General features: G+C 64.4%; 30 protein-coding genes. 15 read left to right on the top strand and 15 right to left on the bottom strand.

Annotated features, from left to right (window positions below):
- Positions 1 to 37 precede the first annotated feature (37 nt).
- The gene (locus ACQE2J_RS12985; RefSeq protein ID WP_135538202.1) at positions 38 to 277 is read right to left on the bottom strand and encodes an exodeoxyribonuclease VII small subunit; all 240 of its coding nucleotides are present in this window, start codon (positions 275 to 277) and stop codon (positions 38 to 40) included.
- 91 nt (positions 278 to 368) lie between these two features.
- Positions 369 to 1,703 (bottom strand): exodeoxyribonuclease VII large subunit, encoded by a 1,335-nt coding sequence (gene xseA / locus ACQE2J_RS12980; RefSeq protein WP_135538204.1) that lies wholly within the window; start codon positions 1,701 to 1,703, stop codon positions 369 to 371.
- A 188-nt stretch (positions 1,704 to 1,891) separates the two neighbouring features.
- Between xseA and ACQE2J_RS12975 the strand changes: the two genes are divergently transcribed.
- Positions 1,892 to 2,878 (top strand): 4-hydroxy-3-methylbut-2-enyl diphosphate reductase, encoded by a 987-nt coding sequence (locus ACQE2J_RS12975; protein ID WP_135538414.1) that lies wholly within the window; start codon positions 1,892 to 1,894, stop codon positions 2,876 to 2,878.
- Between the two features lie 52 nt (positions 2,879 to 2,930).
- On the opposite strand, the gene ACQE2J_RS12970 is transcribed toward ACQE2J_RS12975, so the two are convergent.
- Positions 2,931 to 4,130, bottom strand: a complete 1,200-nt coding sequence (locus ACQE2J_RS12970; protein ID WP_135538206.1) for a DNA recombination protein RmuC — start codon at positions 4,128 to 4,130, stop codon at positions 2,931 to 2,933.
- A 72-nt stretch (positions 4,131 to 4,202) separates the two neighbouring features.
- Here ACQE2J_RS12970 and ychF point away from each other — a divergent pair, with 72 nt between their 5' ends.
- From ychF to ACQE2J_RS12955, 3 genes are all read left to right on the top strand, one after another.
- The gene (gene ychF / locus ACQE2J_RS12965; RefSeq protein ID WP_135538208.1) at positions 4,203 to 5,306 is read left to right on the top strand and encodes a redox-regulated ATPase YchF; all 1,104 of its coding nucleotides are present in this window, start codon (positions 4,203 to 4,205) and stop codon (positions 5,304 to 5,306) included.
- A 69-nt stretch (positions 5,307 to 5,375) separates the two neighbouring features.
- Entirely contained in the window at positions 5,376 to 5,525 is a 150-nt protein-coding gene (locus tag ACQE2J_RS12960) for a hypothetical protein (RefSeq protein WP_167854357.1), read from the top strand.
- Positions 5,526 to 5,846: 321 nt separating this feature from the next.
- Positions 5,847 to 6,590 carry a class I SAM-dependent methyltransferase gene (locus tag ACQE2J_RS12955; protein ID WP_205683309.1) on the top strand — a complete coding sequence of 248 codons (744 nt, stop codon included), beginning with the start codon at positions 5,847 to 5,849 and terminating at the stop codon, positions 6,588 to 6,590.
- 6 nt (positions 6,591 to 6,596) lie between these two features.
- Here the strand turns inward: ACQE2J_RS12955 and ACQE2J_RS12950 are convergent, their stop codons facing one another.
- The 7 genes from ACQE2J_RS12950 to ACQE2J_RS12920 all read right to left on the bottom strand — a co-directional run bounded on the left by ACQE2J_RS12950 (position 6,597) and on the right by ACQE2J_RS12920 (position 13,724).
- Complete coding sequence (locus ACQE2J_RS12950; RefSeq protein ID WP_135538418.1) at positions 6,597 to 7,049, bottom strand: hypothetical protein; 453 nt, start codon at positions 7,047 to 7,049, stop codon at positions 6,597 to 6,599.
- A 37-nt stretch (positions 7,050 to 7,086) separates the two neighbouring features.
- Positions 7,087 to 8,334, bottom strand: a complete 1,248-nt coding sequence (locus ACQE2J_RS12945; protein WP_135538210.1) for a relaxase/mobilization nuclease domain-containing protein — start codon at positions 8,332 to 8,334, stop codon at positions 7,087 to 7,089.
- Positions 8,331 to 8,888 (bottom strand): hypothetical protein, encoded by a 558-nt coding sequence (locus tag ACQE2J_RS12940; RefSeq protein WP_135538212.1) that lies wholly within the window; start codon positions 8,886 to 8,888, stop codon positions 8,331 to 8,333. The genes ACQE2J_RS12945 and ACQE2J_RS12940 overlap by 4 nt, the downstream gene beginning before the upstream one ends.
- Complete coding sequence (locus ACQE2J_RS12935) at positions 8,885 to 10,825, bottom strand: RNA helicase (protein ID WP_135538214.1); 1,941 nt, start codon at positions 10,823 to 10,825, stop codon at positions 8,885 to 8,887. The genes ACQE2J_RS12940 and ACQE2J_RS12935 overlap by 4 nt, the downstream gene beginning before the upstream one ends.
- A 296-nt stretch (positions 10,826 to 11,121) precedes the next feature.
- Positions 11,122 to 11,415, bottom strand: a complete 294-nt coding sequence (locus tag ACQE2J_RS12930) for a helix-turn-helix domain-containing protein (protein ID WP_240689614.1) — start codon at positions 11,413 to 11,415, stop codon at positions 11,122 to 11,124.
- Between the two features lie 324 nt (positions 11,416 to 11,739).
- A complete protein-coding gene (locus tag ACQE2J_RS12925; protein WP_426936450.1) occupies positions 11,740 to 13,305 on the bottom strand; it encodes a recombinase family protein in 1,566 nt (521 codons plus the stop codon).
- Between the two features lie 29 nt (positions 13,306 to 13,334).
- A complete protein-coding gene (locus ACQE2J_RS12920) occupies positions 13,335 to 13,724 on the bottom strand; it encodes a VOC family protein (protein ID WP_135538218.1) in 390 nt (129 codons plus the stop codon).
- 222 nt (positions 13,725 to 13,946) lie between these two features.
- Between ACQE2J_RS12920 and ACQE2J_RS12915 the strand changes: the two genes are divergently transcribed.
- Genes ACQE2J_RS12915 through ACQE2J_RS12905 form a run of 3 tightly spaced genes read left to right on the top strand, consistent with a single transcriptional unit; the run spans position 13,947 to position 14,850 of the window.
- Entirely contained in the window at positions 13,947 to 14,228 is a 282-nt protein-coding gene (locus ACQE2J_RS12915; protein WP_135538220.1) for a type II toxin-antitoxin system RelE/ParE family toxin, read from the top strand.
- Positions 14,203 to 14,523, top strand: a complete 321-nt coding sequence (locus tag ACQE2J_RS12910) for a HigA family addiction module antitoxin (protein ID WP_135538222.1) — start codon at positions 14,203 to 14,205, stop codon at positions 14,521 to 14,523. The genes ACQE2J_RS12915 and ACQE2J_RS12910 overlap by 26 nt, the downstream gene beginning before the upstream one ends.
- A 45-nt stretch (positions 14,524 to 14,568) precedes the next feature.
- Entirely contained in the window at positions 14,569 to 14,850 is a 282-nt protein-coding gene (locus ACQE2J_RS12905; protein WP_240689615.1) for a GNAT family N-acetyltransferase, read from the top strand.
- 402 nt (positions 14,851 to 15,252) lie between these two features.
- On the opposite strand, the gene ACQE2J_RS12900 is transcribed toward ACQE2J_RS12905, so the two are convergent.
- Entirely contained in the window at positions 15,253 to 16,020 is a 768-nt protein-coding gene (locus tag ACQE2J_RS12900; protein WP_426936449.1) for an NAD(P)H-binding protein, read from the bottom strand.
- Positions 16,021 to 16,270: 250 nt separating this feature from the next.
- On the opposite strand from ACQE2J_RS12900, the gene ACQE2J_RS12895 reads away from it, so the two are divergent.
- The 8 genes from ACQE2J_RS12895 to ACQE2J_RS12860 all read left to right on the top strand — a co-directional run bounded on the left by ACQE2J_RS12895 (position 16,271) and on the right by ACQE2J_RS12860 (position 22,794).
- Positions 16,271 to 16,864 carry a TetR/AcrR family transcriptional regulator gene (locus ACQE2J_RS12895; protein ID WP_426936448.1) on the top strand — a complete coding sequence of 198 codons (594 nt, stop codon included), beginning with the start codon at positions 16,271 to 16,273 and terminating at the stop codon, positions 16,862 to 16,864.
- 292 nt (positions 16,865 to 17,156) lie between these two features.
- Positions 17,157 to 18,299: an alpha/beta hydrolase fold domain-containing protein gene (locus tag ACQE2J_RS12890; protein ID WP_425119462.1), complete on the top strand. Its 1,143-nt coding sequence runs from the start codon at positions 17,157 to 17,159 to the stop codon at positions 18,297 to 18,299.
- A gap of 138 nt (positions 18,300 to 18,437) precedes the next feature.
- A complete protein-coding gene (locus ACQE2J_RS12885; RefSeq protein ID WP_135538228.1) occupies positions 18,438 to 18,878 on the top strand; it encodes a YtoQ family protein in 441 nt (146 codons plus the stop codon).
- A gap of 353 nt (positions 18,879 to 19,231) precedes the next feature.
- Positions 19,232 to 19,621 (top strand): hypothetical protein, encoded by a 390-nt coding sequence (locus tag ACQE2J_RS12880; RefSeq protein ID WP_135538229.1) that lies wholly within the window; start codon positions 19,232 to 19,234, stop codon positions 19,619 to 19,621.
- A gap of 178 nt (positions 19,622 to 19,799) precedes the next feature.
- Positions 19,800 to 20,297 (top strand): nucleoside deaminase, encoded by a 498-nt coding sequence (locus ACQE2J_RS12875; RefSeq protein WP_135538231.1) that lies wholly within the window; start codon positions 19,800 to 19,802, stop codon positions 20,295 to 20,297.
- Between the two features lie 97 nt (positions 20,298 to 20,394).
- The gene (locus ACQE2J_RS12870) at positions 20,395 to 21,366 is read left to right on the top strand and encodes an alpha/beta fold hydrolase (protein ID WP_135538233.1); all 972 of its coding nucleotides are present in this window, start codon (positions 20,395 to 20,397) and stop codon (positions 21,364 to 21,366) included.
- A gap of 4 nt (positions 21,367 to 21,370) precedes the next feature.
- Complete coding sequence (locus tag ACQE2J_RS12865) at positions 21,371 to 21,928, top strand: GNAT family N-acetyltransferase (protein ID WP_425119461.1); 558 nt, start codon at positions 21,371 to 21,373, stop codon at positions 21,926 to 21,928.
- Positions 21,929 to 21,930: 2 nt separating this feature from the next.
- The gene (locus ACQE2J_RS12860; RefSeq protein ID WP_205683312.1) at positions 21,931 to 22,794 is read left to right on the top strand and encodes a GNAT family N-acetyltransferase; all 864 of its coding nucleotides are present in this window, start codon (positions 21,931 to 21,933) and stop codon (positions 22,792 to 22,794) included.
- 6 nt (positions 22,795 to 22,800) lie between these two features.
- Here the strand turns inward: ACQE2J_RS12860 and ACQE2J_RS12855 are convergent, their stop codons facing one another.
- The 4 genes from ACQE2J_RS12855 to ACQE2J_RS12840 all read right to left on the bottom strand — a co-directional run bounded on the left by ACQE2J_RS12855 (position 22,801) and on the right by ACQE2J_RS12840 (position 25,007).
- On the bottom strand, positions 22,801 to 23,199 hold the full coding sequence (locus tag ACQE2J_RS12855; RefSeq protein ID WP_426937517.1) for an aspartate/tyrosine/aromatic aminotransferase: 399 nt from the start codon (positions 23,197 to 23,199) through the stop codon (positions 22,801 to 22,803).
- 142 nt (positions 23,200 to 23,341) lie between these two features.
- On the bottom strand, positions 23,342 to 23,785 hold the full coding sequence (arfB, locus tag ACQE2J_RS12850) for an alternative ribosome rescue aminoacyl-tRNA hydrolase ArfB (RefSeq protein ID WP_135538241.1): 444 nt from the start codon (positions 23,783 to 23,785) through the stop codon (positions 23,342 to 23,344).
- Position 23,786: 1 nt separating this feature from the next.
- Positions 23,787 to 24,392 (bottom strand): 1-acyl-sn-glycerol-3-phosphate acyltransferase, encoded by a 606-nt coding sequence (locus ACQE2J_RS12845; RefSeq protein ID WP_426936447.1) that lies wholly within the window; start codon positions 24,390 to 24,392, stop codon positions 23,787 to 23,789.
- 33 nt (positions 24,393 to 24,425) lie between these two features.
- Entirely contained in the window at positions 24,426 to 25,007 is a 582-nt protein-coding gene (locus ACQE2J_RS12840) for a hypothetical protein (RefSeq protein ID WP_426936446.1), read from the bottom strand.
- Positions 25,008 to 25,137 lie beyond the last annotated feature (130 nt).

Below are 25,137 nucleotides of genomic sequence, written 5' to 3'. Positions count from 1 at the left end.
GTGCCTGCACTGTCGACCTGTGAGAGGTGGTCAGTGCTCAGTCGGCGTCGTCGGAGGTTTCCTGGCGTGCCTTGTCGAGGCGTTCCTTGGCCCCGTCGAGCCATGACTGGCAACGATCGGCCAGTGCCTCGCCGCGCTCCCACAGCCGGAGAGACTCTTCCAGCGGCAGATTGCCGGTCTCGAGACGTTTGACGGTCATGACGAGTTCTTCGCGAGCCTGTTCGTAGCTGAGCGAATTGATTTCGGGCTGATCCTGCTGGGTCGTCGGTTCGGTCATCGGAGTCTCCTTCGTGGAAATGGTGGAACTGTGCTGGTCTGTCTGTGCGGAGCTGGGGCGGTGTCGACGAACGGGATCGTCCGGTGAACCTTCAGCTCTCGGATCCGTTCGCCGTCTCGGCAGCGTCGGTGGAATCGGATGCGGGTTCGGGGGTGACGTCGGTGACCGCGGCATCGAAACGGCCATGGGCGACGCGCACATGCACCGCATCCCCGCTTGCGACCTCGGCGGCGCTGCGCACCGCCTGTCCGGCATCGGTCTGGACGACTGCGTACCCGCGTTCGAGGGTGCGCAGGGGCGAGAGTGAGCGGGCCTGTGAACGGAGATGGTGGATCTCGTTCTGCGCCTGAATGACAAGACCGGTCGTCGCTTGCAGGCTGCGGCGACGAATCGTCGCCAATTCGTTCTCATGAGCGATGATCATCGTCTGCGGTTCGGCCAGGACCGGTCGAGAGCGCACCGCGGTGAGCATCTCCTGTTCGCGGTCGAGGATGCGATGGACTGCGGCTTCGAGTTCGGCCCGGGCGCGCAGCAGGTTCATGCCCTCCTCGGCGACGTCGGGAACGATCCGCTTGGCAGCATCCGTCGGGGTCGAAGCTCGCATATCTGCGACTTCGTCGAGGATGGGCCGGTCGGCCTCATGCCCCACTGCAGAGACCACCGGAGTGCGTGCGGCGGACACGGCACGGACCAGAGCTTCGTTGGAGAAGGGAAGGAGATCTTCCATGCTGCCACCGCCGCGGGCGATGACGATGACGTCGATCTGCGGGTCCTCGTCGAGTTCGGCGAGGTTCTTCATCACTCCAGGCACCGCGTCAGGTCCCTGGACCGCACAGTTGCGGATCTCGAATTCCGCGGCCGGCCAGCGCAGGTGCACATTTCGCACAACATCTTTCTGCGCGTCGGAGTCACGGCCGGTGATGAGCCCGATCCTATTGGGCAGGAACGGCAGTCGCAGTTTGCGGCTGGGGTCGAAGAGCCCTTCCGCGGCCAGCTGCTTCTTCAGCCGCTCCAGACGAGCGAGCAGTTCGCCGAGGCCCACGGCGCGGATGTCGTTGGCGCGCATCGTGAGTCGACCGGTCTTCGTCCAGAAGTCGGCTTTGAGGTTGGCGACGACATGACTGCCCTCGGTCAGCGGAGCACCGGTGCGCTCGAGGACGTTCTTCCAGATCTGAACGGGCAGGGACATTTCGACATCGGTGTCGCGCAGGGTGAGGTAGCTGGCCTTGCCGCGATGGTTGAGCTCGACGACCTGTCCTTCGATCCACACGCTCGACATGCGATCGATATAGGACTTCATCTTCGACGAGAGCAGGCTCAGCGGCCACGGGTTCTCCGCGGTGGTCTCGGCCGCGGTGGCCGCGAGCTCCTTCGGCTCGACGGTTTCGCCGAGTGTGCCGGGAGTGCCGGAAATTCTTTGCGCCATGGTAAGTCCCCTTCCGAGCCCCAAGCCTAACGAACGACACGGACACAGCCCATTTCTCGGCTCTCGCCAGTCCGCCGCTTCTTCGGCGGGCATCCGCTTCTGCACCGTGCGTGCGGTAACCCTGGCCGCCACCGCCGGCCCCTGCTTAGACTGGAGAGGTGACTGCCGTTTCCGTACCCACCCCGACGATGCCGCGCCGGCGTGTGCCTGCCAGCGATATCCGCACCCCCGAGGGCACCGAACAGCGGGTGCTGCTGGCTGCCCCGCGCGGCTACTGCGCCGGGGTCGATCGCGCGGTGATCGCAGTCGAGCGTGCCCTTGAGCATTTCGGTGCGCCGATCTATGTGCGCAAGGAGATCGTGCACAACCGGCATGTCGTCGAAACCCTGTCCGACCGCGGTGCCGTCTTCGTCAATGACACTGATGAAGTGCCGGAAGGGGCACGGGTCGTATTCTCCGCTCACGGAGTCTCACCGGTCGTCCACGCCGAGGCAGCCGAACGATCACTGTCCACGATCGATGCGACCTGCCCGCTGGTGACGAAGGTCCACAAAGAAGCGATCCGGTTTGCTCGCGACGGTTTCCGGATCCTGCTCGTCGGCCATGCCGGACACGAAGAGGTCGAAGGAACCATGGGAGAGGCGCCGGAGCACATCACGCTCGTGCAGAGTCCCGACGATGCACGCACCGTCGAAGTCCCTGATTCAGAGAAGCTCGTGTGGATCTCCCAGACGACGCTGAGCGTAGACGAAACGATGGAGTCCGTCGAGATTCTGCGCGAGCGTTTCCCGCACCTGCAGAATCCGCCCAGCGATGACATCTGCTATGCCACACAGAACCGGCAGGTCGCAGTGAAGAAGATTGCTCCCGAGGCGGATCTCGTCCTCGTCGTCGGTTCGGCGAACTCCTCGAACTCTGTGCGTCTTGTCGAAGTCGCGCTCGAACACGGGGCGAAAGCCGCGCACCGTGTCGACTTCGCCCGCGAGATCGACGAAACCTGGTTCCACGATGTCGCCACCGTCGGGCTCACCTCAGGAGCGAGTGTTCCCGAGACTCTTGTCCAGGACGTGCTCGGGCTGCTGGCCGACTACGGCTTCGACAGCGTTGACGAGGTCATCACCGCCGAGGAAGACCTCCTGTTCTCCTTGCCGAAGGAACTGCGCAAACTCGGCTGAAGCTCCAGCCCCTGTGCGGCAGGGCAACCCGGGGCCGCCTGCGGTCGACTGTTCAGTGCGTACCGGTCTGTCGATCGCGCAGATCTGTGGGGCCACTGTGGTCGAATGCCGTCGAGTGAGGACGCGACAGCTCTTCGGCACTGACGCCTCGAGCACGGGTATCGAGTTCGGCAACGGTGTCGAGTTCATCGGCGACGATCCCTGTCGACGGGAACTTCCGCGCTGTGACGAGGAACCGGGACTCCAGGGAGGAGACGAACCGGTTGTAGTCCTCGACGGACCGGTCGAGGCTCGCACCCAGCCGCGACACATGCGTGACCAGTGTGCCGATGCGTTCATAGAGTTCTGTGCCCAGCCGCAGCACCTCGGAGGCCGAGGTCGACATGTCGGCTTGGCGCCAGTTGAGCGCGACCGTCTTGAGCAGAACGAGCAGTGTTGCCGGTGAGGCGAGGACGACGTTCTTGCCCAACGCATGATCGATCATCTTCGGGTAGCTGGCTGCGGCCGACGAGAGGAGACCGTCGGTGGGGACAAAGCAGACGACGAAATCAGGGGAGGAGTCGAAGGATTTCCAATACTCCTTCGACGCCAGCGCATCAACATGCCGCAGCAGCGCTCGGGCATGGTCATGGCCACCCGCCGCAGCCCCGCCGGCTGCCTCGGTGGTCTCTTCACTGATTCTGGCCGACAGGGGTGTCTTCGCATCGATGACGATCGTGCCGCCGCCAGGCAGGTGGACGACCATATCGGGGCGATGACGCTTCCCGTCGCGGTCGGCAGTGACTTGAGTGTCGAAGTCCACGTGGGGGAGGAGCCCCGCATATTCGACGATGCGTTTGAGCTGCACCTCACCCCAGTCACCACGGTGAGTAGTCGAATTCAGGGCGTTGGCCAAGGACCCGGTCGATTCCTGGAGTCGAAGGTTCTGCTGACTGAGGTGGCCGATCTGGGAGTTCAGCCGGGTGATCTGTTCGATCTGCGTGCGGTCCTGGGTCTGGAGATTGTCCTGGAGGCTCTTCACACTCGCCGCCAACGGCCCGATGGCTGCGGTGATCTCACCGGCCATCTGCGCATCGGCTTCGAGGTCTTCGGTGCGTTCGGACAGGATGCGGGAGGTCGTCTCCGCTCGGGTGATCCTCTCAAGGTAGCGCGAACGCGTGAGCGTGCGCCCGAGGAGGAACCCGAGGACGGCGGCGAAGAGGATCGCCACGACGAAGGCGATGATGACTCCGGATGCGGGGAAAGCATTCATGACTCCAGGGTGACAGAGGGCACGGACACGAGAATTCGAGGACCACCTCGGCGGCGGCTAGACTTGGATATCGTGGCTTTGACTATTGGAATCGTGGGGCTGCCGAATGTCGGCAAGTCGACCATGTTTAACGCACTGACCAAGAACCAAGTTCTCGCGGCGAACTACCCGTTCGCGACGATCGAACCGAACGTGGGCGTGGTCCCTCTGCCCGACGTCCGATTGACGCGGTTGGCGGAGATCTTCGGTTCCGAACGCATCCTCAACGCGACCGTCGACTTCGTCGACATCGCCGGGATCGTGCGCGGTGCCTCCGAAGGCGAGGGCTTGGGCAATCAGTTCCTCGCCAATATCCGCGAAGCCGACGCGATCTGTCAGGTCATCCGTGGGTTCGTCGACGACGATGTCGTCCACGTCGACGGCAAGATCAGTCCCGCCGATGACATCGACACGATCAACACCGAGCTCATCCTTGCCGACCTGCAGACGCTGGAAAAGGCGCGGCCGCGGATCGAGAAGGAAGTCAAGGGCAAGCGTGCCCCTGCCGAGCAGCTGACCGCGATCGACGCCGCCACCGAGATCCTCGAAGGCGGTCGGACGCTGTACCAGGCGATGCAAGCCGACAATTTCGATGTCTCAGCTCTGCGTGAGCTGCAGCTGATGACCGTCAAACCGTTCCTCTACGTGTTCAACGTTGATGACGATGTGCTCGGTGACGAGGGCAAGAAGAACGAGATGCGGTCCCTCGTGGCCCCGGTCGAGGCGATCTTCCTCGACGCGAAGTTCGAATCCGAACTCGCAGAACTCGATGAGGAAGAAGCCCGGGAGATGCTCGAGTCGACCGGTCAGGACGAAAGCGGGCTCGACCAGCTCGCACGTGTCGGCTTCGACACTCTCGGTCTGCAGACCTACCTGACGGCCGGCCCCAAGGAATCCCGAGCCTGGACGATCCCGAAAGGTGCCACCGCCCCCGAGGCAGCCGGGGTCATCCACACCGACTTCCAGAAGGGCTTCATCAAGGCTGAGGTCGTCTCCTTCGGTGATCTCGATGCCAACGGAACGATGGCGGCGGCGAAGGCCGCCGGCAAGGTCCGGATGGAAGGCAAGGACTACGTCATGGTCGATGGCGACGTGGTGGAGTTCCGCAGCGGATTAACCTCTGGGGGCAAGAGGTAGCGCATCCCAGCGGCACAGCCGCCTCGGGCGTCATCGTGAGAGACGATCATCGACTACGAGGAGGCTCGCATGTCCGCCGAGTCCAACGCCCGATCCCACGCTCAAGGCTTCTACTGGTGGCGCGGAGCACCTGACCTCACCGAGGCTGAGGCCGAACGCCGTGACCTCGAAGCCCTGAGCGATGCCTGTGCTGATCTGCTGAACGAAATCGACGGCTGAGAGGTGACGAGGTGGATGCCTTCGAGCACTGGTGCGAGGTCTGCGGTAAGACCGAAACCCTCACGACCGAGGACGCGTACCTGCGGGACGTGCCCAATGAACCGGACAGTCTGGTGGGCGGTATCTATGGACGGCTACGACGTCGAGCAGCTCAGCCCCGTCCAGCGCATGGTCGCCGCTCGCATCATCAACGAGACGCCCGACTGACGTAGCGCATGTCGGGGTTGTGACTCTTGGAGTCGAGCCCAGCCGAGACCTGTGACACGCATGTTCTCCTCGTATGTCAGGTCAAGAATGATACTTACTGAGACAATGAGGGGCATGAACGACGGACTTCTGAACACTGCGGACGAAGGCGCGCTACCAGCCAACGACTACGACGGCTTCGCCGCCGCTTACTCTGCCGAGAACGACGACAGCCTCGCAAACGCCTACTACGAACGGCCGGCCATGCTGGCGCTGGCCGGCGATGTATCAGGCCGCAGAGTCCTCGACGCGGGGTGCGGCGCGGGTGCAATGAGCGCGGCACTGCACGACCGAGGAGCGGTCGTCACGGGCATCGACGCCAGCGCCGGGATGCTCGACCACGCGAGTCAGCGTCTCGGCGACGAAGTCGATCTCCGTCAGGCCGATCTGAACGACCCGCTGCCGTTCAACGATAGCTCGTTCGACGATGTGATCGCCTCGCTCGTGCTGCACTACCTTGAGGACTGGGCACCGGCGTTGTCCGAGATGCGGCGAGTCCTTCGGCCGGGCGGCCGACTGTTCGCATCCGTCGACCATCCGATCGTCGCGTACACCATCCAGGAGCATCGACCGAACTACTTCGAGACCACCAGCTACGGTTTCGAGTGGGAGTTCGGCGGCAGGCGCATCCCGATGCGGTTCTGGCGCAGGTCCCTGCAGCAGATGCTCGACGAGTTCGCCTCGGCTGGGTTTCGGCTCACGAGCATCACCGAGCCGCAGCCACTGACAGAAGCTCGCGACCTGCACCCCGAGGACTTCGCCCGAGTCACGACTTCTCCCTGCTTCCTCTTCTTCGTGCTCGAAGCGGTACATGGATAGTTCTGATCACCTGCGCCACTTCGGCCACTTCGGCATCCCGCGACCGCGCCAGGTCTCTACCAGCGCCGTGAACCAGCGGACGGAGGTGAAGAGGGCGTAGCCGACCCCGGCGAGGCCAGCGCCGACTACGAGCCAGCGCCCGATGCCGAGCCACACGCTCCCGTCCACGTCCAACGCCCACTGCGCGCCGGTGATGAGTCCGGCGACGGCCATCCAGAGCCCGGCGACGACCACGGCCACCGGCAGGAGGACGAGGCACATCGCGGCGGCTGCCGACCAGAGCTGACGGGCCTCCAGCTTCGCCGTCGCCGCGATGATCCGCTCGGCCCTCTCGTTCGAGGCGTCGAGGTTCGCCGTAACGACCTGCCCAGCCTCCCCGGCGACCTGCTCGACGGCCTGGGAGACCCGCTCCTCGGTGCGCTTCTCGATCCGCTGCACCGCGCCGCCGACCTTGCTCACGAGCTCCTGGTTCGCCTCGGCCTGCCCCTGGAGCTTCTCAGTCGCCGAGGCCGTAGCCGCGTGATTCTTCTGCGCTTCGGCGACCAAACTCTGCGAGGCGGCGTTCAGCCTCTTCCCGTCGAGACTCTGCGCGAACTCGCTGAGCGTGCTCTCGATCTCGCTGAGCTTGCTCTCGACGCCTTCGATCTGCGGCGACGTGCTCGCGGAGGGCTGCGAGGTCACCGCGCGGTCGATCCGCTTCGTCAGCTCCTCGTCCATGATCTTCTGATGCCCGGTGAGCTCCTTCACGGCCTTCGTCAGCGTCGTGAGCTGCTGCTCGACGGCGGCGTGCTTCGAGGCCAACGTCTCCAGCATCTCCGAACTGCGCTCCTGCTCGTCGGCGGCCCTGGCCTTGTCCATCAATCCCATGATCCCGCTCCATCCTCTTCCGGTTGTGCTCGAACATCGCTTTTGCCTGGTCCGGGACGAACTCGGGCGAGAGCCTCGTCACCGCGTGCCGCAGCTCGGCCCGCTTCGCCTCGTCTCGGTCGTCTTCGATGTAGAGAGTCCAGCGCTCCTTACCCGCGATCTTGCCCTTCGTCGCCGTCGTCGAGTGCAGCCGCATCCGCGGCACCCGGTCGCCGTACTCGTCGGCCTGATCGTTCTGCTCGGCGATGACCTCTCGCAGGCCCTCGACATCAACTGAGCGCTTGTCGAGCAGAGCGGCCTCGAACCGGTCGCCCATCTGCTGGGACAGCGATCCCTCGGCGAACTCCTCCCGGCGCATGTCCCAGTCCTTCGCGGAGAGCTTCCGCTCGCGTGCGACGGTCAGCCCGTGCTCGGTCATCAACTCGTCGTTGACCGACTGGACACCGCGCTGCTGACCCTGGTCCGGCCGGTCCTTGAACGTGCGGTAATCAGACAGCGCCCGGCCCGTCTCGTTGTCGTGGTTGATGATCAGAATGTGGTTGTGCGGCTTGCGGCCCCGACCGTCCGTGTGGGTGACCACGAGGGCGTCCGAACAGGGATGCATCCTCTTCGCCAACTGGTAGCCGAGATCGTTCACCCGCTGCACGTCCTCGGCTTTGTCGGGGTCGAACTCGACGGCGTCGAAGGACTGCCGATAGTGCAAGGCTTCGACCTCACGGTCATTCGCTGCTGCCAGGGCCCCGGCGCGTCGCGAGAACGCCCCGGGGCCGCCAGGCACGTCGCAGGTGACGGCGACGCCGCGGTCGTCGGTCAGGCCGCGGACATAGCTCTCCGACGACGCCGCCGACCGGCTGGGCGCGTAGTGCGTCGTGCTCATCGTCCCGCGACCCGATCACCGAGCAGCTCCCGGACATCGCGGAGCACCTCGACCAGCTCGGACACCTCGTCCGAGAGCGTCACCGCCTGACCGGCGAGGGCCTTCGCCGCCAGAGTGTTGACGTTGACCGCGAGCGGGCGCACCTGGGCGGCAAGAGCGCGAGCATCTGCGTGAGCCTGCGCCGTGCGCTCGGCCTCGATCTGCGCGGTCCGCATCACCGCATCCAGTTCGTTCGACCGACGCGCATCAAGGGCGTCGAGCATCACATCGCGACCCCAGCGACTCGGCTTCACGCCGAGGCGCTGGGCACGTCGGCGGATCGCTTCGCGCTCCGTCTCCGTGAGCCGCACATCCAACGAGACCCGGCGTCGCTCGGGGGTGGTCTCGTCGGCTGCGCGGCTGTCGCTCACCGGTGCCTGCACGGTGGAGTTCGCGACGACGCAAGCAGTAGCCGTGTCGGACATTTCGCTGACGCTCATGTCCTCCCCGGCTGCTTGCGAGGGGGCTCCACCCCCTTCGATCCCCTGGAAGAGCGCATCACGTTCGGTGCTCATCGCGCACCTCCCGCGACCAGCAGCCCGCCGTTCGCCCGGAGGCGATCGACCTTCGCGTCGAGGGCCTTCCGCCTGGCGTCGGCACGACGCTCGCGCTCTTCCTCGGAGAGCGCGGGGCAGTCGTCGCCATGACGCGCGTAGGAGCCCGACTGCGGTGCCGAACAGGTGCAGAGCCTCAGCTCACGGTTGTGCTCCTCCAGCTCGGCGAGCCGCTTGCGCTGCTGCCCCTCGACGATCTCGCGATCACGCCTGGCCACCTCCTCTGCGGCGGCGATCTCCTCAGCGCTCGGCTGGATCGGCTGGCCGACCCCGGCGAACTCCGCGAACAGATCGTCCCCGTCGATCGCGTCCAGCTCCGGACGGGCGATCCGATCGTGCTGCTCGACGATCGGCGCGACCGTGCGCGCCTCGATCTCACCGCGCACGCGCTCGCGCTCCGCCGTGTCCTTGATCGCCTTGCACTTGCGAGCCAGCAGCTCCAGGTCCTGGCGCATGTGCTCGTACCGCTCGTAGCTCTGGTACTCGCGGGTGCCGTTGAGCACGCCGGAATTCACGAAGATCGAGAACTCGCGCTCGGCGACCGGAATGATCACCGGGAAGCGGCGGAACCCCTGCCCGAGGTTCTCCGCCTGATGCTTGACCCGCACGCCGCCTTGCATCGACTCGTACTCGCCCGCCAGACCCCGGAGGAACTCCTCGTAGCATTCCGGCCCCGTCACGATGTTCACCTGGTTGAGCAGCTGGGTCTTCGATCCCTTGATGTTGACGATCGGCTTCTCGTCCGCCTCGCGCCAGGGTCCCAGGATCCGGAAGAGCATGCCGCGACTCTTCGCCGTGCGGATCATGTCGCCAACGCGCATGTCCTCCCAGATCACGGCCGGCTCGCCGTCGTATCCCTCCCACGAGACGTTCTCGCCGCCCACCTTGAAGTACGGCTTATCCGCGTCCGGGCCCAGGGCGCGCGCGAGCGCCTTCGCGAGCAGATCCTTACCCGTGCCGCCCTCGCCAAACACGTAGAAGTTCATGACCGACTCCGGCGCGTCCTGGTACGCGAGGAAGTCGCCGCGCAGCTTCTGGAAGTGGGCAAGGTTGCCCTTCCCGAAGTAGATCGCGGGCTCCTGATTGCGGACCTGCCTCAGCGTCAGCGAACCCTTGCCTACGGCCTGGAAGAGCTTGTTGAGCTTCGCGCCTCCGCCGCCCTCCGCGGCGTTGCGGCGCATTGCCGTATGCGCATCCAGCTCCCGGCCAAAGTCGAAGTTCGCGACGATCCGCCCGCGGCCGTACTGGTACTTGCCGGGATTGCCCTCCTGTGCCTTGTCCACGAGGTAGTGCCGATCCGACTGATGGATGCCGGGGATGGCGTCCTTTCCGCGCGACTCGTGCGGCAGGTACTCGCTGAGGTCGAAGAACGCCTTCTCCGCCGCGCCGCGGCCCTTGTGCTCGGTGCCGTCCTGCTCGGCGGTCTCCTTCGGCGACTTCACCCGGGCCGAGGGGATCGAGAAGGCATCGGAGACGGTGCGGATCGTGGGGCGCGGACCATCGGCGTCAGCGACCCACAGCACCATGTGAGCGTGCAGGCCCTTGATCCCGCAGCACACCGTCTCGCCGGTGCCCTCGTCCACCTCGATCAGGCGGTCATATGGGTGCCACACGTAGGCCCAGCGGTGGAGGCGGTCGCCCAGCGCCGTGAGACCCTCGTCGATCTGCTCCTGCGTCAGCATGGTCTCGTCGGTCTCCGGGTGCTCCCGGTACTGCATCACCGAGAACACGCGCGACTGCATCCGGGCGCGCTTCACCTGCTCCGGGCTCTCAGCGGCCTTCGCGGCGGCGAAGAACGCCTTCGCCTCGGCGACCTGAGCGGGCGTGGACTCGACGACGAACGCCTCGACATCATCGCCAGGATCGGCCCCCGGCACGTCCAGCTCGGCGAAGTCCATCCCTGCAACCGAGGTAGGCGCCTGTGCAGCCGTTTCCGAAACGGATGCGCGCCCACCCAAGGAAGGCCGCGCATACAACACGGCGTCAGTTCCCTGGTCAGAGCTGGGATCGGCGGTCATCCCGGAGCCGTCGGAATCAGTCGGTGCAGCCGTATAGCCGTTTCCCGCGAAAACCTCCTCGACAACGAGAACCTGGTTCCCGTCGTTCGGAACGGCAGCGGGTGCCAGGTCAGGCCCTCCGGGCGGGGTCAGGGTCGAGGGCTCGGCATGATCGCCATAGTTGCGACGGCTCCTCATCACCGATCACCACCCAGCAGGCTGGCCAGCTTCTCACGCTGTGCGTCACTGAGCGGGGGAGCGGCGGCGACGATCCTGTCGATCGCCTCATCGACCTCGCGAGAAAGCGTCGAGCAGGTCGGGACGCCGAGGGCGTCGAGGTCGGACTGGCGGACCTTGAGCAGACGGCCGACTCGTCGCGCTGGGAGCTTGCCCTTGGCGATGTACTGTCGAAGAGTCGAGTAACCGCCATAGCCGTTATCGACGGCGAACTGAAGCGACCGCAACGGGTCGATGGCCTGGGTCTGTGACACTGGAGCCTCCAGAGACAAGCACGCCGAACGTGCTGCTGTCTCTGGCTGACGCGCTCACAGATGACGGTCTCTGTCCCGTCCGCGCTGCCAGATGGAGAACTCCCCGGCGGTAACCTCTGGCCGCCGTCCCAGCCTCCGACCGTTTCATTGACCCTGCATCACCCTGTCGGGTTCTGCGTCGAGGTGGTCTCATCCCTCGGGTGATCTCTTAACGGGCTGCGAAACCCGACATGCCTCTGTTGTTGAAAGGCCGAGTTGCCTTGTCATTCAATCGTCTCACACTCAGCGCCACTAAGCCATTCATGGCGCTTTGACTCGTGAGACTCATCGCCAGTCGATGGTGACTGTACTCGGATCGAATGCCTTGTGGCCGCGAGGGTGTGGGAACAGCTTGACCTTGCACAGCACGTCGATCACGCTCCGGCGCAGGGCGAGGTCGGCCTCGTCAAAGGCGTCGCGCGGCTTCTCGGCGCTGAGGACAGAGTTCAGCACCGAGGCGCTGGACAGACTCAGGCGTTCGGACTCCAGCGCCGCGATCTTCGTCTCACGATCGGTCGTGATCTTGTTCAGCATCCGAGAGCTGATGCGTTCGTCGTCGTTGTCGCTGTCGTAGTCACGCTCCGCCCTGGCGATCCGGGCACGGTGAACGCCGATCTCTTCTTTGATTTCCTTGATCCTGGGCTCGTCCTGCCCTGGCAGGAGGTCGTGAAGGTCGGGGCGGGCCAGCCTCCGCCGAATCACCTCGATGACGAACCCATCGACCTGCTCCCGTGAGCGCATCACGTGACCGGCGCAGCGATAGCGGGACGAGTGTCCGCGCACCCTCGTCTCGCACTGCCCGCACAGGTAGAGCCCTGAGCCAAGGTGCTTACGGTCCGTGCCCTTCTTGTTGGTCACCCGCGCCGGGTCGTCGAGCCGGTCCTGCACGTTCTCCCACACGTCCGGGGGCACGAGGCGCTCCCACTGCCCGGCGACCGGGGCACCGTCATCGTCACGGATGATTTGCGCCCGCCACGTCCGGCGACGATTCCCGTCCTTCTGTATCTCCTTCGGCGTGTAGGTCGAGTACCCCGCATACCGGGGGTTCCGCAGAATGCCAAGCACGGTGGACGGTGCCCAGGGGCCATCGTCAGGCACTGGACGCTCCGCATAACCTTCATCGACGCGCTTCGCATTACGCTCGATGGCCAGCGTGCGAATGTGCTTCTGGAGGCGCGGCACATCGGGCAGGTCGTCCCGGTCGGCACCTGAGAGGGCCATGGCCAGCGAGCGGAGAGATGCCCCGGCGTTGAACGACTCGTACAGTTTTCGGACTGCCTCGGCCTCGTGGTCGATGACCTCACCACCGACCGTGTACCCCAGTGGCCTGACCCCCTTCGGTGCTCGGCCCATCATCGCCCGTTGACGCTGAGCGAGGGTCTGGCGCTCACCTTTGGTCTCGATCTCATTCTGTGCGACCTCGGCGAGGATGCCCGCCGTCATCCGGCCCGAGGGCGTGGACATGTCGAGATCGGAGCCGCGGACCAGGGCGACCTTGGCCTTGGCCTGCTGCCCGGTCTCGATCAGTCGCACGGTGTCGGGGCGGTTCCTCGTCAGCCGGTCCCAGTTCCACGCGATGACCACCGCGATGCGACCGGCGGTGACTGCGGCGAGGAGAGCCTCGAACCCGGGCCTCTTCTTGCCCCCAGCCGCAGAGATGTCGTTGTCGGTGAACACCTCCGCGACCGTGTAGCCGTTGGACCTCGCGTAGTCCTCGGCCGCCTCCCGCTGCCGATCGACGCCGAGCTGCTCGCCGGTGAGGTCTCTGCTGATCCTGAGATAGAGTGCTGCTGTCGTCATGTCTCCATCATAGGTTATTCTGTTACGGAACGCGGTGGAGTTCCGGTTCAACGTGTGATCCGTGCTGGGGTGGAACCTCGTCAGTTGACGGTCTGCACGACCTGCACCAGATGTCCGTCGAGGTCCTCGACCCAGGCGATGAGCAGACGGTCGAGCCATGGCTCGGGCAGCTTGATGGGCGTCGCGCCGAGCTTGACCAGACGTGCATAGCCGGCAGGAACGTCGTCCGTCCAGAGGATCAACGCTGCACGCTGGCCGTCCGCGACAGGATCGAGCCCGTGGTCATCGCGGGTGCTGGTCTCGGTCGCGAGTCCGATCCGGTACTCGTCGAGGACGAGATCGACGTGGATCGGTGTCCCTGTCCGGGGCGTGCGGAACACTTCGTCGAAGCCGAGGCCACGATAGAACTCCGCTGCACGGTCGATGTCGCGCGTGAACAGAACGACCTGGGGTGTTCGAAAGACCGTCATGTCGTCAGTTTGCCATGGGCAGGGATGACAACAGGATGAGAGAGCAAGCCCCCAGGCGCGAGCTGCCACCTGGTCGGCGCGCAGATCAGGGAGTTGTGCCACCTGAGCCTGGTGAACCGACCATTGCGCCGATGTCGAGGAGATGGCCGTATGTGCCGGAACACGGTGAAGATCCGGGTTAACGTCTAGCGTTATTGACGGTTGCCGTTATACAATGGGTTCATGATCAGATCGTTCGGGAGCAAGGACGCCGAGCGGATCTGGCATGAGCAGTACGTCAAGAGCGTTGACCGGACGGTGCAGCGGGCGACCTTGCGGAAGCTGGAACTCATCCACGCGGCGAAGGATGTCGAGGACCTCAGGGCACCGCCAGGCAACCGCCTGGAGCGTCTGGTCGGCGACCGACGCGGGCAGCACAGCATCCGCGTCAATGCGCAATGGCGTCTCTGCTTCGTCTGGAGAGATGGAGGTGCGGACAATGTCGAACTCGTCGACTACCACTGAGAGCGACCTGATCGAGCCGATCCACCCGGGAGAGATCCTGATGGAGGATTTCATCGAGGGCTTCGGTATCACGCAGAACAAGCTCGCCGTGTCCATCGGTGTGCCGCCGCGCCGGATCAACGAGATTGTGCACGGCAAGCGGGGGATCACCGCTGATACTGCGATCCGTCTGGCGCGCTACTTCGGAACGTCCGAGGAGTTGTGGATGAACTTGCAGTCGAACTACGAGCTGCGGCTCCAGCGCCGTGCACTGCACGACAAGGTTGCCGCGATCACGCCGTTGCAGGTCGCATGAGCAACTCGCTCCAAGGAGACATGGACGGTCCGTAACAGCAATGGAGTGGTCGTCGGTGCCACGCTGATCGATCGCCACTTTCCGTATGTCGCTGAAGTGCACCTCACCGTCGTCGACCGGTCAGTTCACGGGACCGGCGTCGGCACCGCAATGCTCAGGGCCGTCGAAGTCGATGCGGTTTGCCGTGAGGTGCGGCTGTTGCAGGTGAAGACCGTCGGAGCCTCGCACCCAGATCCCGGATATGCGCGCACTCGGCTCTTCTATGAGCGGTGGGGTTTTCTGCCGCTTGAGGAGACCGCGCTCTGGAGTCAAGGCACCCCTGTCTGATCATGGTGAAGTCGCTGCCTCGCGAACAGCAGGTACGCCCTGACGATCCCTGTATCATCGAGGTTTTGAGAGGTATGCGGGCACGAGCGTTGCGCGAGTTCCACCCAGAAGTTGGTATCGGTCGGAACTCGGTGGAGTTCCGGTTCAACGTGTGAGTCTCGAAGCGACAGAACGGCCTCATTTGCTGAAGCAGACGATGCCGTTCCGCTAATCGACCATGGCCGTATGCGGGGGAGCGGACCGGTTTGCTCGACGTGGCTCGTGGCGCCACTGTTGGCGGTGGAGCTCGGGGCCAGGGCTGCCCTCATCACCGGAATCGAGCCGACCTGCCCGCGTCGACGTCGAATGGTCAGGCTGAGTCAATCAGCCCCATCGAGCGCGGGCGCCGCATGAAGTCATGGACTACCGGACCTCTAGATCGTTCAGCTGATCGGTGATGCTGCGGGGTTCGCGCTCCAGGAGTCGCGAGAGTGTGGGGTCCGCACCTGAGAAGTGTCCGCTCCTGGTGGCTTGGAACATCGATAGGGTAAAGCGCGCGACGGCCTCGGGCATTCCGCTGGTGGTCGCATCGGACACCCATTTCTCGTCTTCGATGACGATGCGATCGATCTGGCGGCCGGTGATCTCGGACGCGGAGGCGGCGAAGTCCGCGAGGGTGACTGGCTGAGGCAGCGTCAGATCGATCGGCCCGTCGAAGGGGTCATCAGCGGTGAGGATCGCAGCGGCGGCCTCTGCAGCATCTCGCCGATCGACCCAAGAGAAGGGGCCGTCGGCGGGCATGGCGATCACGCCCGTTTCCTGCCACGCGCCGAGCAGCTGGGCGGGATCGCCGTAGAAGCCGTGGCGCAAAGCAGTCCAGGCGACTCCGGATGCTGCGAGATGCTGTTCGGTGGCGGCGTGGATCGCGAGCGGCGGGTACGGCGTGTCGAAAGCCGTCCCCTGGGCGCTCGTGTACAAAATCCGCTGTGCTCCTGCATCGACGGCAGCATCAATCGCCCTATGGTGCTGCGCGACGACGTCAGAAGAGAGGTCGCTCGAGGAGACCAGGAGGACCTGCTCGGCGTCAGCGAAGGAGTGGCGCAGGGCCGGGGTCGTCGTAGCTGCCTTGCCGCACGCGGACTCCGCGAGCGGCAAGGTGCGCCGCACGCGTGGGGTCACGGACGCTGACACCGATCTGGTGTGGCGGCATCCGCTTGAGGAGGTGGTCGACCGTGGCCCCATTGAGAGTGCCTGTAGCTCCGGTCACAACAATCATCTGAACGTCCTTTCGTGCGGCGGTGACCCGGCATGCTGCTTTGGTCGAACGCCGGGCGGGGATGAACGTGAAGTTGACTCTCATGGTCAACTTCCCCGCGATCCATCCTGCATTAACTTGACTGCTAGGATCAAGTTAGTCGTCGATCCGGAAGGAGCCTGCACCATGACCGACTCTCGAGGCGCGTCAGCTCTGCGGGCGGATGCCCGCCGAAACGTCGATCGGATCCGGCATGCGGCGGCGCAGGTTTTCCGGGAGCAGGGGTTCTCTGCACCGCTCGAGGAGGTCGCCGCAGCCGCCAAAGTGAGCAAGGCGACCATTTTCAATCGGCTCGGCGGGAGGATCGGGCTGATCGATGCCGTCATCGACGACGTCGTCGCGGTGAAGCTGCGGGCCATCATCGAGGATGCGCGGTCCGTTGTCGAGGTCCGAGAGCGGATCTGCTCCTACGTTGGAGCGCTCCGGGACCTGCAGTATCGACTTCCAGCAGTGAATGATGTCCTGCTGCAGGTGTACCGCGACTCCGAGCCTCTGCTCGCTCTGTGTCATGCTGGGACGGCTTTTCACGACAGCCTCGTCGCTCAAGGGCATGCCGCAGGCTTCCTGGCTCCCGACTTCACCCCTGCTGACTTCCACGCACTCGCTCGAGACAATGCTCTGGCCCTCAAGCACGGTGGTCGGCCGACTCGGGCCGACTACGATCGCCGAACCGCGTTCGTGCTCGGTGGGATCTGCGCATCGTCATGTGCGTCCGATTAGCCTCGCGGGGTCGAAGAGACTGCCCTGGGTGCAGGGTGCTCTGCAGTCTGCAACATCCCGCTCCTCGTCTTCGCCGCACACGAAACAGCAAGATTGTGCGAATCGACCTGAGTTAGAGTGACCCCTGGCATCAGCATGTGATCGCAACGATGAGATCTGCGTTAGGGGAATACCAGCCCGAAAGATCGAAAGTCGAGGACCGAAGATGACAGGCAACAAGAGTTCGTCACAGCTGTCGGTGTCGCAGAACGTCGCCCATACACTTCGAGCCACAGGTCTCATCCTCGCGCTCATGCTGGGTGCGATCTCTGCGGTCTTCGGCCTCGCATCGCTCATTCCCGGGCTTGGCCCACTCAGTCCGATCGCGTCTCGATGGGCTCCCACCGTGGCGCCGCCGGTAGCGCTGGCGGGGTTGATTGCGCTCCTGATCGGAATCGCTGCTGTGCGCAGGGGTACTCGACGAACCGGAGCGGTCGCAGCAGTGCTGGGCGGGGTCGGCACGCTGGGGAACTTCGCGGTCATCATCGTCCTCGTCGGCGCCATCTCGGCCGCCGGCGGCACGGTGAACCTTTTCACCGCAACGTTCGGGCTGTCCGCAATAGACGCGGCGACGCCCGATCGACAGGAAGTGTACGACAAGACCGGATCCGGCGACGACCTTTCCGTATCGATCTACGAACCGGAGGGCGTGACAGGCTCGGCACCGACGATCATGTACGTTCACGGGGGCGGTTGGATCGCGGGCGAGCCGAACGCTTCGAGCTCGGAGCTCCGCGAACTCGCTGATCACGGCTACCTGGTCGTCTCGGTCGAATACGAACTCGCGAGCCTGGACAACGCAACCTGGCAGAGCGCGCCCTCGCAGGTTGCGTGTGCGGCGAGCTGGATTCAGACCCACTCAGATGCGCTCGGTGCAGATATGGACCGCCTCGTGTTCTGGGGCGAGAGCTCAGGCAGCAACATGGTCGCCAATACCGCCGGCGCCGCAGCCCAAGGCACCGCCGAATCGTCATGTGGTGGGAAGGTTCCGGTTCCGGCCGCTGTCGTCGCAGATTACCCTGCGTTCGACGTGACTGGCCTTTACGAGAACGCTCCGGCCGGCCCTGGAGCGGGAGCCGGCACTCGCCTTTTTGCCACCAGCTACACGGGTGGCACACCGGAGGAATATCCGGAACGCTACGCAGCGGTGAATTCCGTTACTCATCTCGAGGATCCCGCGCCTCCGATGCTCATGATGACTGCGATGCGCGATGACGTCATCACCCCAGCCGACCAGTTTGCATGGGCGGAAGCGGCCCGAAGCCGTGGAGTCGACGTCCAGACCGTGCGTATTCCACTCGCCAACCATGCCTACACGCAGAAATCGAAGAACTCACTCGGCAGTCAAGGTCATCTGAGCATCGCAGAGGCATACCTGTCCGAACGGCTTCGCTGACCCCTGCCTCCCGACCCGAAAAGCGCTTCGGAGGTGCGCAGGAAGCTTCAGGACAAGATTGATGATCACCAATTGGCTATGGTGGTGCCGGAAGGGGCATACCGGTCCCACCCATATTCGAATCAGGAGTCTTCGATCATGAGCTTCAGCGTCTATCTCTCCGGCGAGATCCACACCGACTGGCGTGACGAGATCCAACACGGTGCCAAGGCGGCCGGCCTGGATGTCGTGTTCACTGCACCGGTGACCGACCACCCTGCCAGCGATGCCGCCGGCGACCACCTCGGTGAGAATGACAGCCAGTTCTGGCGGGATCATCAATCAGCCAAGGTCAATGCGATCCGCACACGTACCCTGATCGAGAAGGCTGACATGGTTGTGGTGCGCTTCGGCGACAAGTACAAACAATGGAATGCTGCCTTCGACGCTGGATACTGCGCCGCACTGGGCAAACCCTATGTGACTCTCCACGACGCCGACATCATCCACCCGCTCAAAGAAGTCGACGCCGAGGCCAAAGCCTGGTGCACGACAACCGATCAGGTCGTCGAGACCCTGCGCTACATTCTCAGGGACTGAGCCTGTCACCATCTCGTCATCGACTCGGCGACGACGTACCTTTCCGACGACATCACCTGCCGTGCTCCAGGAGTAGATTTGGACGGCAAAGACGCCGATCAGAAATTCATCGGCGGTTTCGCCCCAATACTCATCGGTCCGCCCGAGCAGAACTGAAGCGAGTACATGGCATGACTCCCGAACAGAACATTCTCATCGAACGCATCCGCGCCCTGCTTGTCGACGATCCGTGACAACAGCCAGCTGTCCTCCTGGGTCGAGATCGCGATGGAATACAATCGCGCCGTGACGGGCGGACGCTCGTGAGTGCAGTTCAATGACTTCTGCCCCGCTGGCGGGCAGGGAGGTCCGATATGTGTGACAACTCGGTGATCCCATCGTTCAACCCGAGCGAGGACTGGTACGCAGACTGGCCGCACGGAGTGTCGACGTCGGTTCAGATCCTCGCCTCTGTCACCGGAGCGGCGGCGACACGTGCGGTACAGCATTTCCTGGAACCCCTCACACACAACCCCGATGCCCGAGTGCCAGCCGGCGTCGACCTCTACTACCAGGGCGGTTTCACCGTCGAGACCATGCCGACGGATGATGCTGGCGCTCTGCAGATCGTTCTGGCGTCGGCAGGTGAGGACGGATTCGACTCGGTGCTGAGCGCAGCCGATGACCTCACTGCGGCACTTCGGGAAACCTCGGGTGAGGTCCGGCTCACCTGGCACGAGTTGGCAGCCACCAGAGCGCCCTGACCCGAGACCTGGAATGACGGGCCCACCAGGGTGAACCCGACGCCGAGGCCGAAGCCTGGTGCACGACAACCGATCAGGTCGTCGAGCCCCTGCGTTGCATTCTCAGGGACTGATCCCGTCACCAGCTCGTCAGTGCCGGTGACGTTCCCGGAATCCATCGATGTGATTGGATGGGGCCATGGCACACCACCTCGATCTCAACGATGATGACCGCAGGCACCTCGAGCGCTGTGTGGATTTGGCACGCGAGGCTCTCGACGCAGGAGACGAACCCTTCGGCTCCGTGCTCGTCTCCGGTGACGGGCGTGAACTCTTCGCCGATCGCAACCATGTCGCCGGCGGAGACCACACCCGTCACCCCGAGTTCGAAATCGCTCGCTGGGCGGCCGAGCACCTCGCCCCGAAAGAACGAGAGAAAACGACCGTGTACACCTCGGGCGAGCACTGCCCGATGTGTTCGGCGGCGCACGCGTGGGTCGGCCTCGGACGCATCGTCTACGCCAGCAGCAGCGAACAGCTCACAACTTGGCAGAGAGAATGGGGAGTGGCACCCGGGCCCGTGCTGCCGCTGCCGGTGCGAGCCGTGGCCCCCGGACTCGACGTGGACGGACCAGACTCGGAACTCAGCGAGCAGGTGCGAAGGCTGCAGGCACGGCTGCACGGGATCGAACTCTGAACTCGGCCGGCCGGACGTGCTCCCCACGGAGCTGAGCCCTGCGATACAGTGATCTGGATCATACTGCTAGTTCGACCTGCACCCGAGGAGTCCTGCCGTGGCGATTGATGAAATCGACTTCACTTCGAGCAACGACCGCGATACCATCCACGGCTGGCTCTACACACCGACCACCACGCCGACCGGAATCATTCATCTCATCCACGGTCTCGGCGAACACTCCCGACGCTACCTTCACCTCATCACAACCCTCCTCGACTCCGGTTTCGCCGTCGTCGCCGATGACCATGCCGGGCACGGGAGGACGGCGATGCAATCAGGGATCTGGGGCGACGCCGGCGACGAAGCAGCCCGCATCGTCGTCAGCGATGAGCTGACGCTGCAGCGTAAGGCCCGTGAGATTCTCCCGGGCCTGCCGTACATCGTGTTCGGCCACAGCTGGGGATCGATGATCGCCCGTGTCATGGCCTCCCACCCGGATGCCGACCTCGCCGGGCTCGCCTTGTGCGGGGTCGCTGCGCAGATGCGCGGGATCGACCAGACCATCGACCGGGATGAGCTCGCCGAGGCGGCCATCGGCGACCGACGGGCCGACCCTGCATCCGATCACTTGGTGGGCCAGCTCTTCGACGGATTCATCGAACGTTTCGGTCCGGATGCCGGCCCCACCGCCTGGGTCGCCCTCGACGAGGCTGTCGTCGCCGATCATGGGCGCGACCCCTTCAACAACTTCGGCGCCCCGATGAGTGCGCGATTCCTGCAGGGGTTCGTCGACCTCTATGACGGTGCCAATGCCGATTCCTGGTACGCGACGATCCCCAGCGGTCTGCCGGTGCTCATCCTCGCAGGTGACCAGGATCCTGTCGCGAACTACGGCGAAGGCGCCTATCACGTCGCGAACCGCCTCCGCGCGACCGGACACGACGATGTGCGCACCCGCGTCTTCGCCGGAGTCCGCCACGAAGTCCACAACGAACCGACCACCCGCCTCGAGGTCGAGGCGGAGATCGTCGACTTCGCTTCCCGCGTCAGCAATCGGACGAGGCCCGTTCAAACGAACGAGAGCTGAATCCGTGAACCCGGCAGAAAGCTCGAACCGCAGTGTGAATTGGCCACGGGCGACACCCATCGTCACCGACAGGCTGCAGCTTGAGCCGCTCGCAGTCCACCATGCGTCGGAGATGGTGGAGACACTGTCCTCACCCGACCTATACACCCATATCGGTGGGACGAGCCCGAGCCTGTCCGAACTCGAACGACTCTATGCACTCCAATCCGCAGGTGCCTCTCCGACCGGTGACGCCGGCTGGCTGAACTGGATCGTTCGCGAAACGGCTGAGTCCGCTGCAGTCGGATATGTCCAGGCCACAGTGACAACAGTCGAAACCGGTTATCAAGCCGACATCGCTTGGGTCATCGGCGTCGACAGTCAAGGGCAGGGATTCGCAACCGAGGCGGCCCGAGCCATGGTCGATTGGCTGGCGGATCACCTCGTGACTGTATTGCAAGCGGCCATCCATCCTGACAACGCCGCTTCCGCCCGAATCGCTGACCGTCTCGGACTGCAGCCGACCGACGAGATCGACGACGGTGAAGTCATCTGGCGAGCAGAGACGAGGACAGAGGAATGACCATGTCGAAACCGACTACGACGGACCTGCCGGGCATCATCGACACCGTCGGGTCCTGGCAGCGCGAAGGACTGCCTCTGCAGGTTCATCCCGGCGACCTGGGCTGGTATCAGCGTTTCGGAGCCGAAGCGCTCGCCTCGGCCCTGCGGGTGTGGACGGTCGGTGACGACCCCGCGGCCGTCGGATTCCTCGACGAATCCGAACTCATCCGAATGGCCATCTCACCCGATCACTCCGATGACCAAGCGCTCGCCGAGGCGATCTTGGCCGACTTCACCGGAGATCTCACCGAACTGCTGCCTGCAGGGAAGGGCATCGTCGAAGCTCGATTCGGATCCGCCCTGCAACATACCCTCACCGAGGCGGGATGGGGATCCGACGAAGCGTGGACCACGCTCCACCGAGATCTGAGCGAACCGATCCCATCCGTTACCCAGCGGATCGAAACGGTCGACCCCGACAGAGCAGATAACCGTATCGCCGACCGTATCGCGGTCGAATCCTCGGCTTTTCCCGGGTCCTCATTGACTGCGGACCGTTGGCGGTCCATGGCCGACGGTCACGCTTACAAGCAGGCCAAATGTCTCGTCGGATTTACCGCCGACGGCGCTCCAGCCGGTGCCACAACCGTTTGGTCGGCCGGCCCTAGGCGCCCCGGTGTCATCGAACCACTCGGCGTCCACGGCGACCACCGGGGTCACGGATTCGGAGTCGAGATGACACTGGCCGCGGCCGCGGCGCTGAGGGAGATGGGAGCCTCGAGCGTCACCGTTGCCACGCCGACATCGAACACAGTCGCCGTCGCCACTTACCGTGCGGCTGGGATGAGCATCCTCGGCGAAGTCAGGGATTTCTGTCGACCCTGAACCGTATCAAACAGACGCACCTGCGATGAAGGCCGCCTGCGCGACATGCTGGATCGCATCGTCGATGATCGAGACCATCCGAACGCCACGAGTGACTGCGGGAGTCCAGTTCCTGTCGATGACTTCGTCGAAGTCATCCTCGGAGAGCGTCTTTGCATAGTCGGTGAACGCGTTCAGAGTAGCGGCGAGGTAGTCGACGAGCAGCTGTTGATCGTCGACCTTGATCTCTGCCGCCTGTTCGGGACTGTGTCCGTAGCCGAAGGTCTCGCCGATCTCGCCGAGATCGAACCGGTTCCGGAAGTCCTCCCACTGCTCGGGCTTGCCCGTGAGGGCTGAGAGCTGCACGTCGATCTCACGGCCGCTGTGCCACAGCAGCCAGGCGACGGAATTCGGATGACCGCCCAGACGGCTGTTGAGCTGTTCGGGGGGAGAGGTCGGGCAGAGCTTGTGCTGCCTGGAGAGGGCGCTGGGACAGGTCGGTGAGAATGTCGATGCTGTTCATGTCGCCCATTCTGCTCTTCACGTCAACCGCTGTCACCACCGGGGCTCAATCGAGACGGGGCCTGCGGCGGTTGCGTTTGATCTCCGAGCGGCGCTGTTCGGACCTGACTCGTCTGCGCCGGGAATTCCTGGACGGCTTCGTTGCTCGTCTCTGCACCGGCGGAGCCAGCGCATCGCGCAGCAGCTGCGCCAGACGCCTCCGCGCGTCCTGGCGATTCTTCAGCTGAGAACGCTGCTTCTCCGAGGTCACGGTGAGTACCGTGCCCGACAGGCGAGGCGACAATCGGCCGAGCACCCGCTCGCGCTGAGTCTCGGTGAGGAAGCTCGCCGAAGCCAGATCGAGGCTCAGCTGCACCCGCGAATCAGAGGTGTTGACATGCTGGCCGCCGGGGCCGGAAGACCGGGAGAACTGTTCGGAGATCTCTGCTGCGGGGATGACGAGTCCGGTCGGGATCCCCGGCCCGGACGGCACCCGCACATCACCGTCCATCTCAGTTCGACTCCGCTTCGCCGCTGCGCGGATCTGCTTCGGGGCTCTCCTCACGCAGACTCGGAACGATCTGCAGATGCGGGCGGATGCCGTGCTTGTCGGCATAGAACGCGCGGATCCGGTCCATGTCATTGACCAGGTCATCGGTCATGTCCAAGGTCGGGCCGAGCCCAGTGGTGTGTGTGGCCGAATCAAGATATCCCAAGGTCACGGGCATGCCGGTCTGACGGGCGATGCGGTGGAAGCCGGATTTCCAATGCGAGTGTCCGCCGCGGGTGCCGTCGGGGGTGATGACGAGGCCGAAGACTTCGCCGGCGCGGACACGTTCGACCATCTCGGTGACGATTCTGCTGGGATCGGACCGATCGACGGGAACCCCTCCGAGGCCACGCATGATCGGACCCCGCCAGCCGGTGAACAGAGAATGTTTGCCCAGCCAATGCACCTTCACCCCCAAGCTCCAGGCGATGGCGAGCATGAGCGCGAAGTCCCAATTGGACGTGTGCGGTGCGCCGATGAGGACGGTCGGGCGCCGTGGGGCGGGCTCGCTGACGAGCTTCCACTTGCTGAACGTCCAGAATGCGCGAGCGAGGAGGCGTCGGATCATGATCTCAACGGTAGAGCACGCGCATGTGCAGGCCTACCGGCGCCCATGAATGCGGGGTGCGAATCGCGCATGGGCGGCCGCCAGCACCGGGTAGAGCCGACGATGGCTGAGGACGAACCCGCCCTTCACGAGCTGCCGTGGGTTGAGGCTGCGGCCACGCCGTCGACGGGTCGCGTCCTCAGTGAGAATATAAGCCAGTGCCTTCGGCCCTCGGCGCACCGCCTGTTCGAAGACAACCGCCGCGATGTCGTGCCAGGGCAGCAGCGTGCCGGGCAGAACCTCACCATGCCGGGCCAACGCGACGCCTGCGGGGGAGAGAACGAGGGACTCGCGCCTGCCCATCTGCACCACCACAGCGATCGGTGCGACGACTAAGCACCCGACGATGCCGACGACGAGAGCCCAGATGCGCAGATTGGCGACGATGAGCCACCAGGTGCGCCCGTCCTGGAGCGTTGCGGTGACGATGAAGACGAAGAAGGCGAGCAGGCCGATCCCGATGACAAAGGCAAGGACCAGAACGAGGATGGAATGTCGCTTCGAGGAGGGGATGAGCACCGATCGACCGTGCTCCAACGTGGCCACGACAGCGGTAGGGGAGAAGTCGTCGGCCATGGTCATCAGAATACCCCGCGCCGGCGTGGTCCGAACCGAAGAGCGGATGATCATCGTCGACGGCTGAGATGCGCTCGCCGAGGCGGTCGACGGCTCCGGTCTCACCTGTCCGGGAATATTCGCGCCGGAG

Source organism: Brevibacterium sp. LE-L (assembly GCF_050214925.1).
Lineage (GTDB): Bacteria > Actinomycetota > Actinomycetes > Actinomycetales > Brevibacteriaceae > Brevibacterium.
This window is presented reverse-complemented; position numbering and strand designations above follow the sequence as displayed.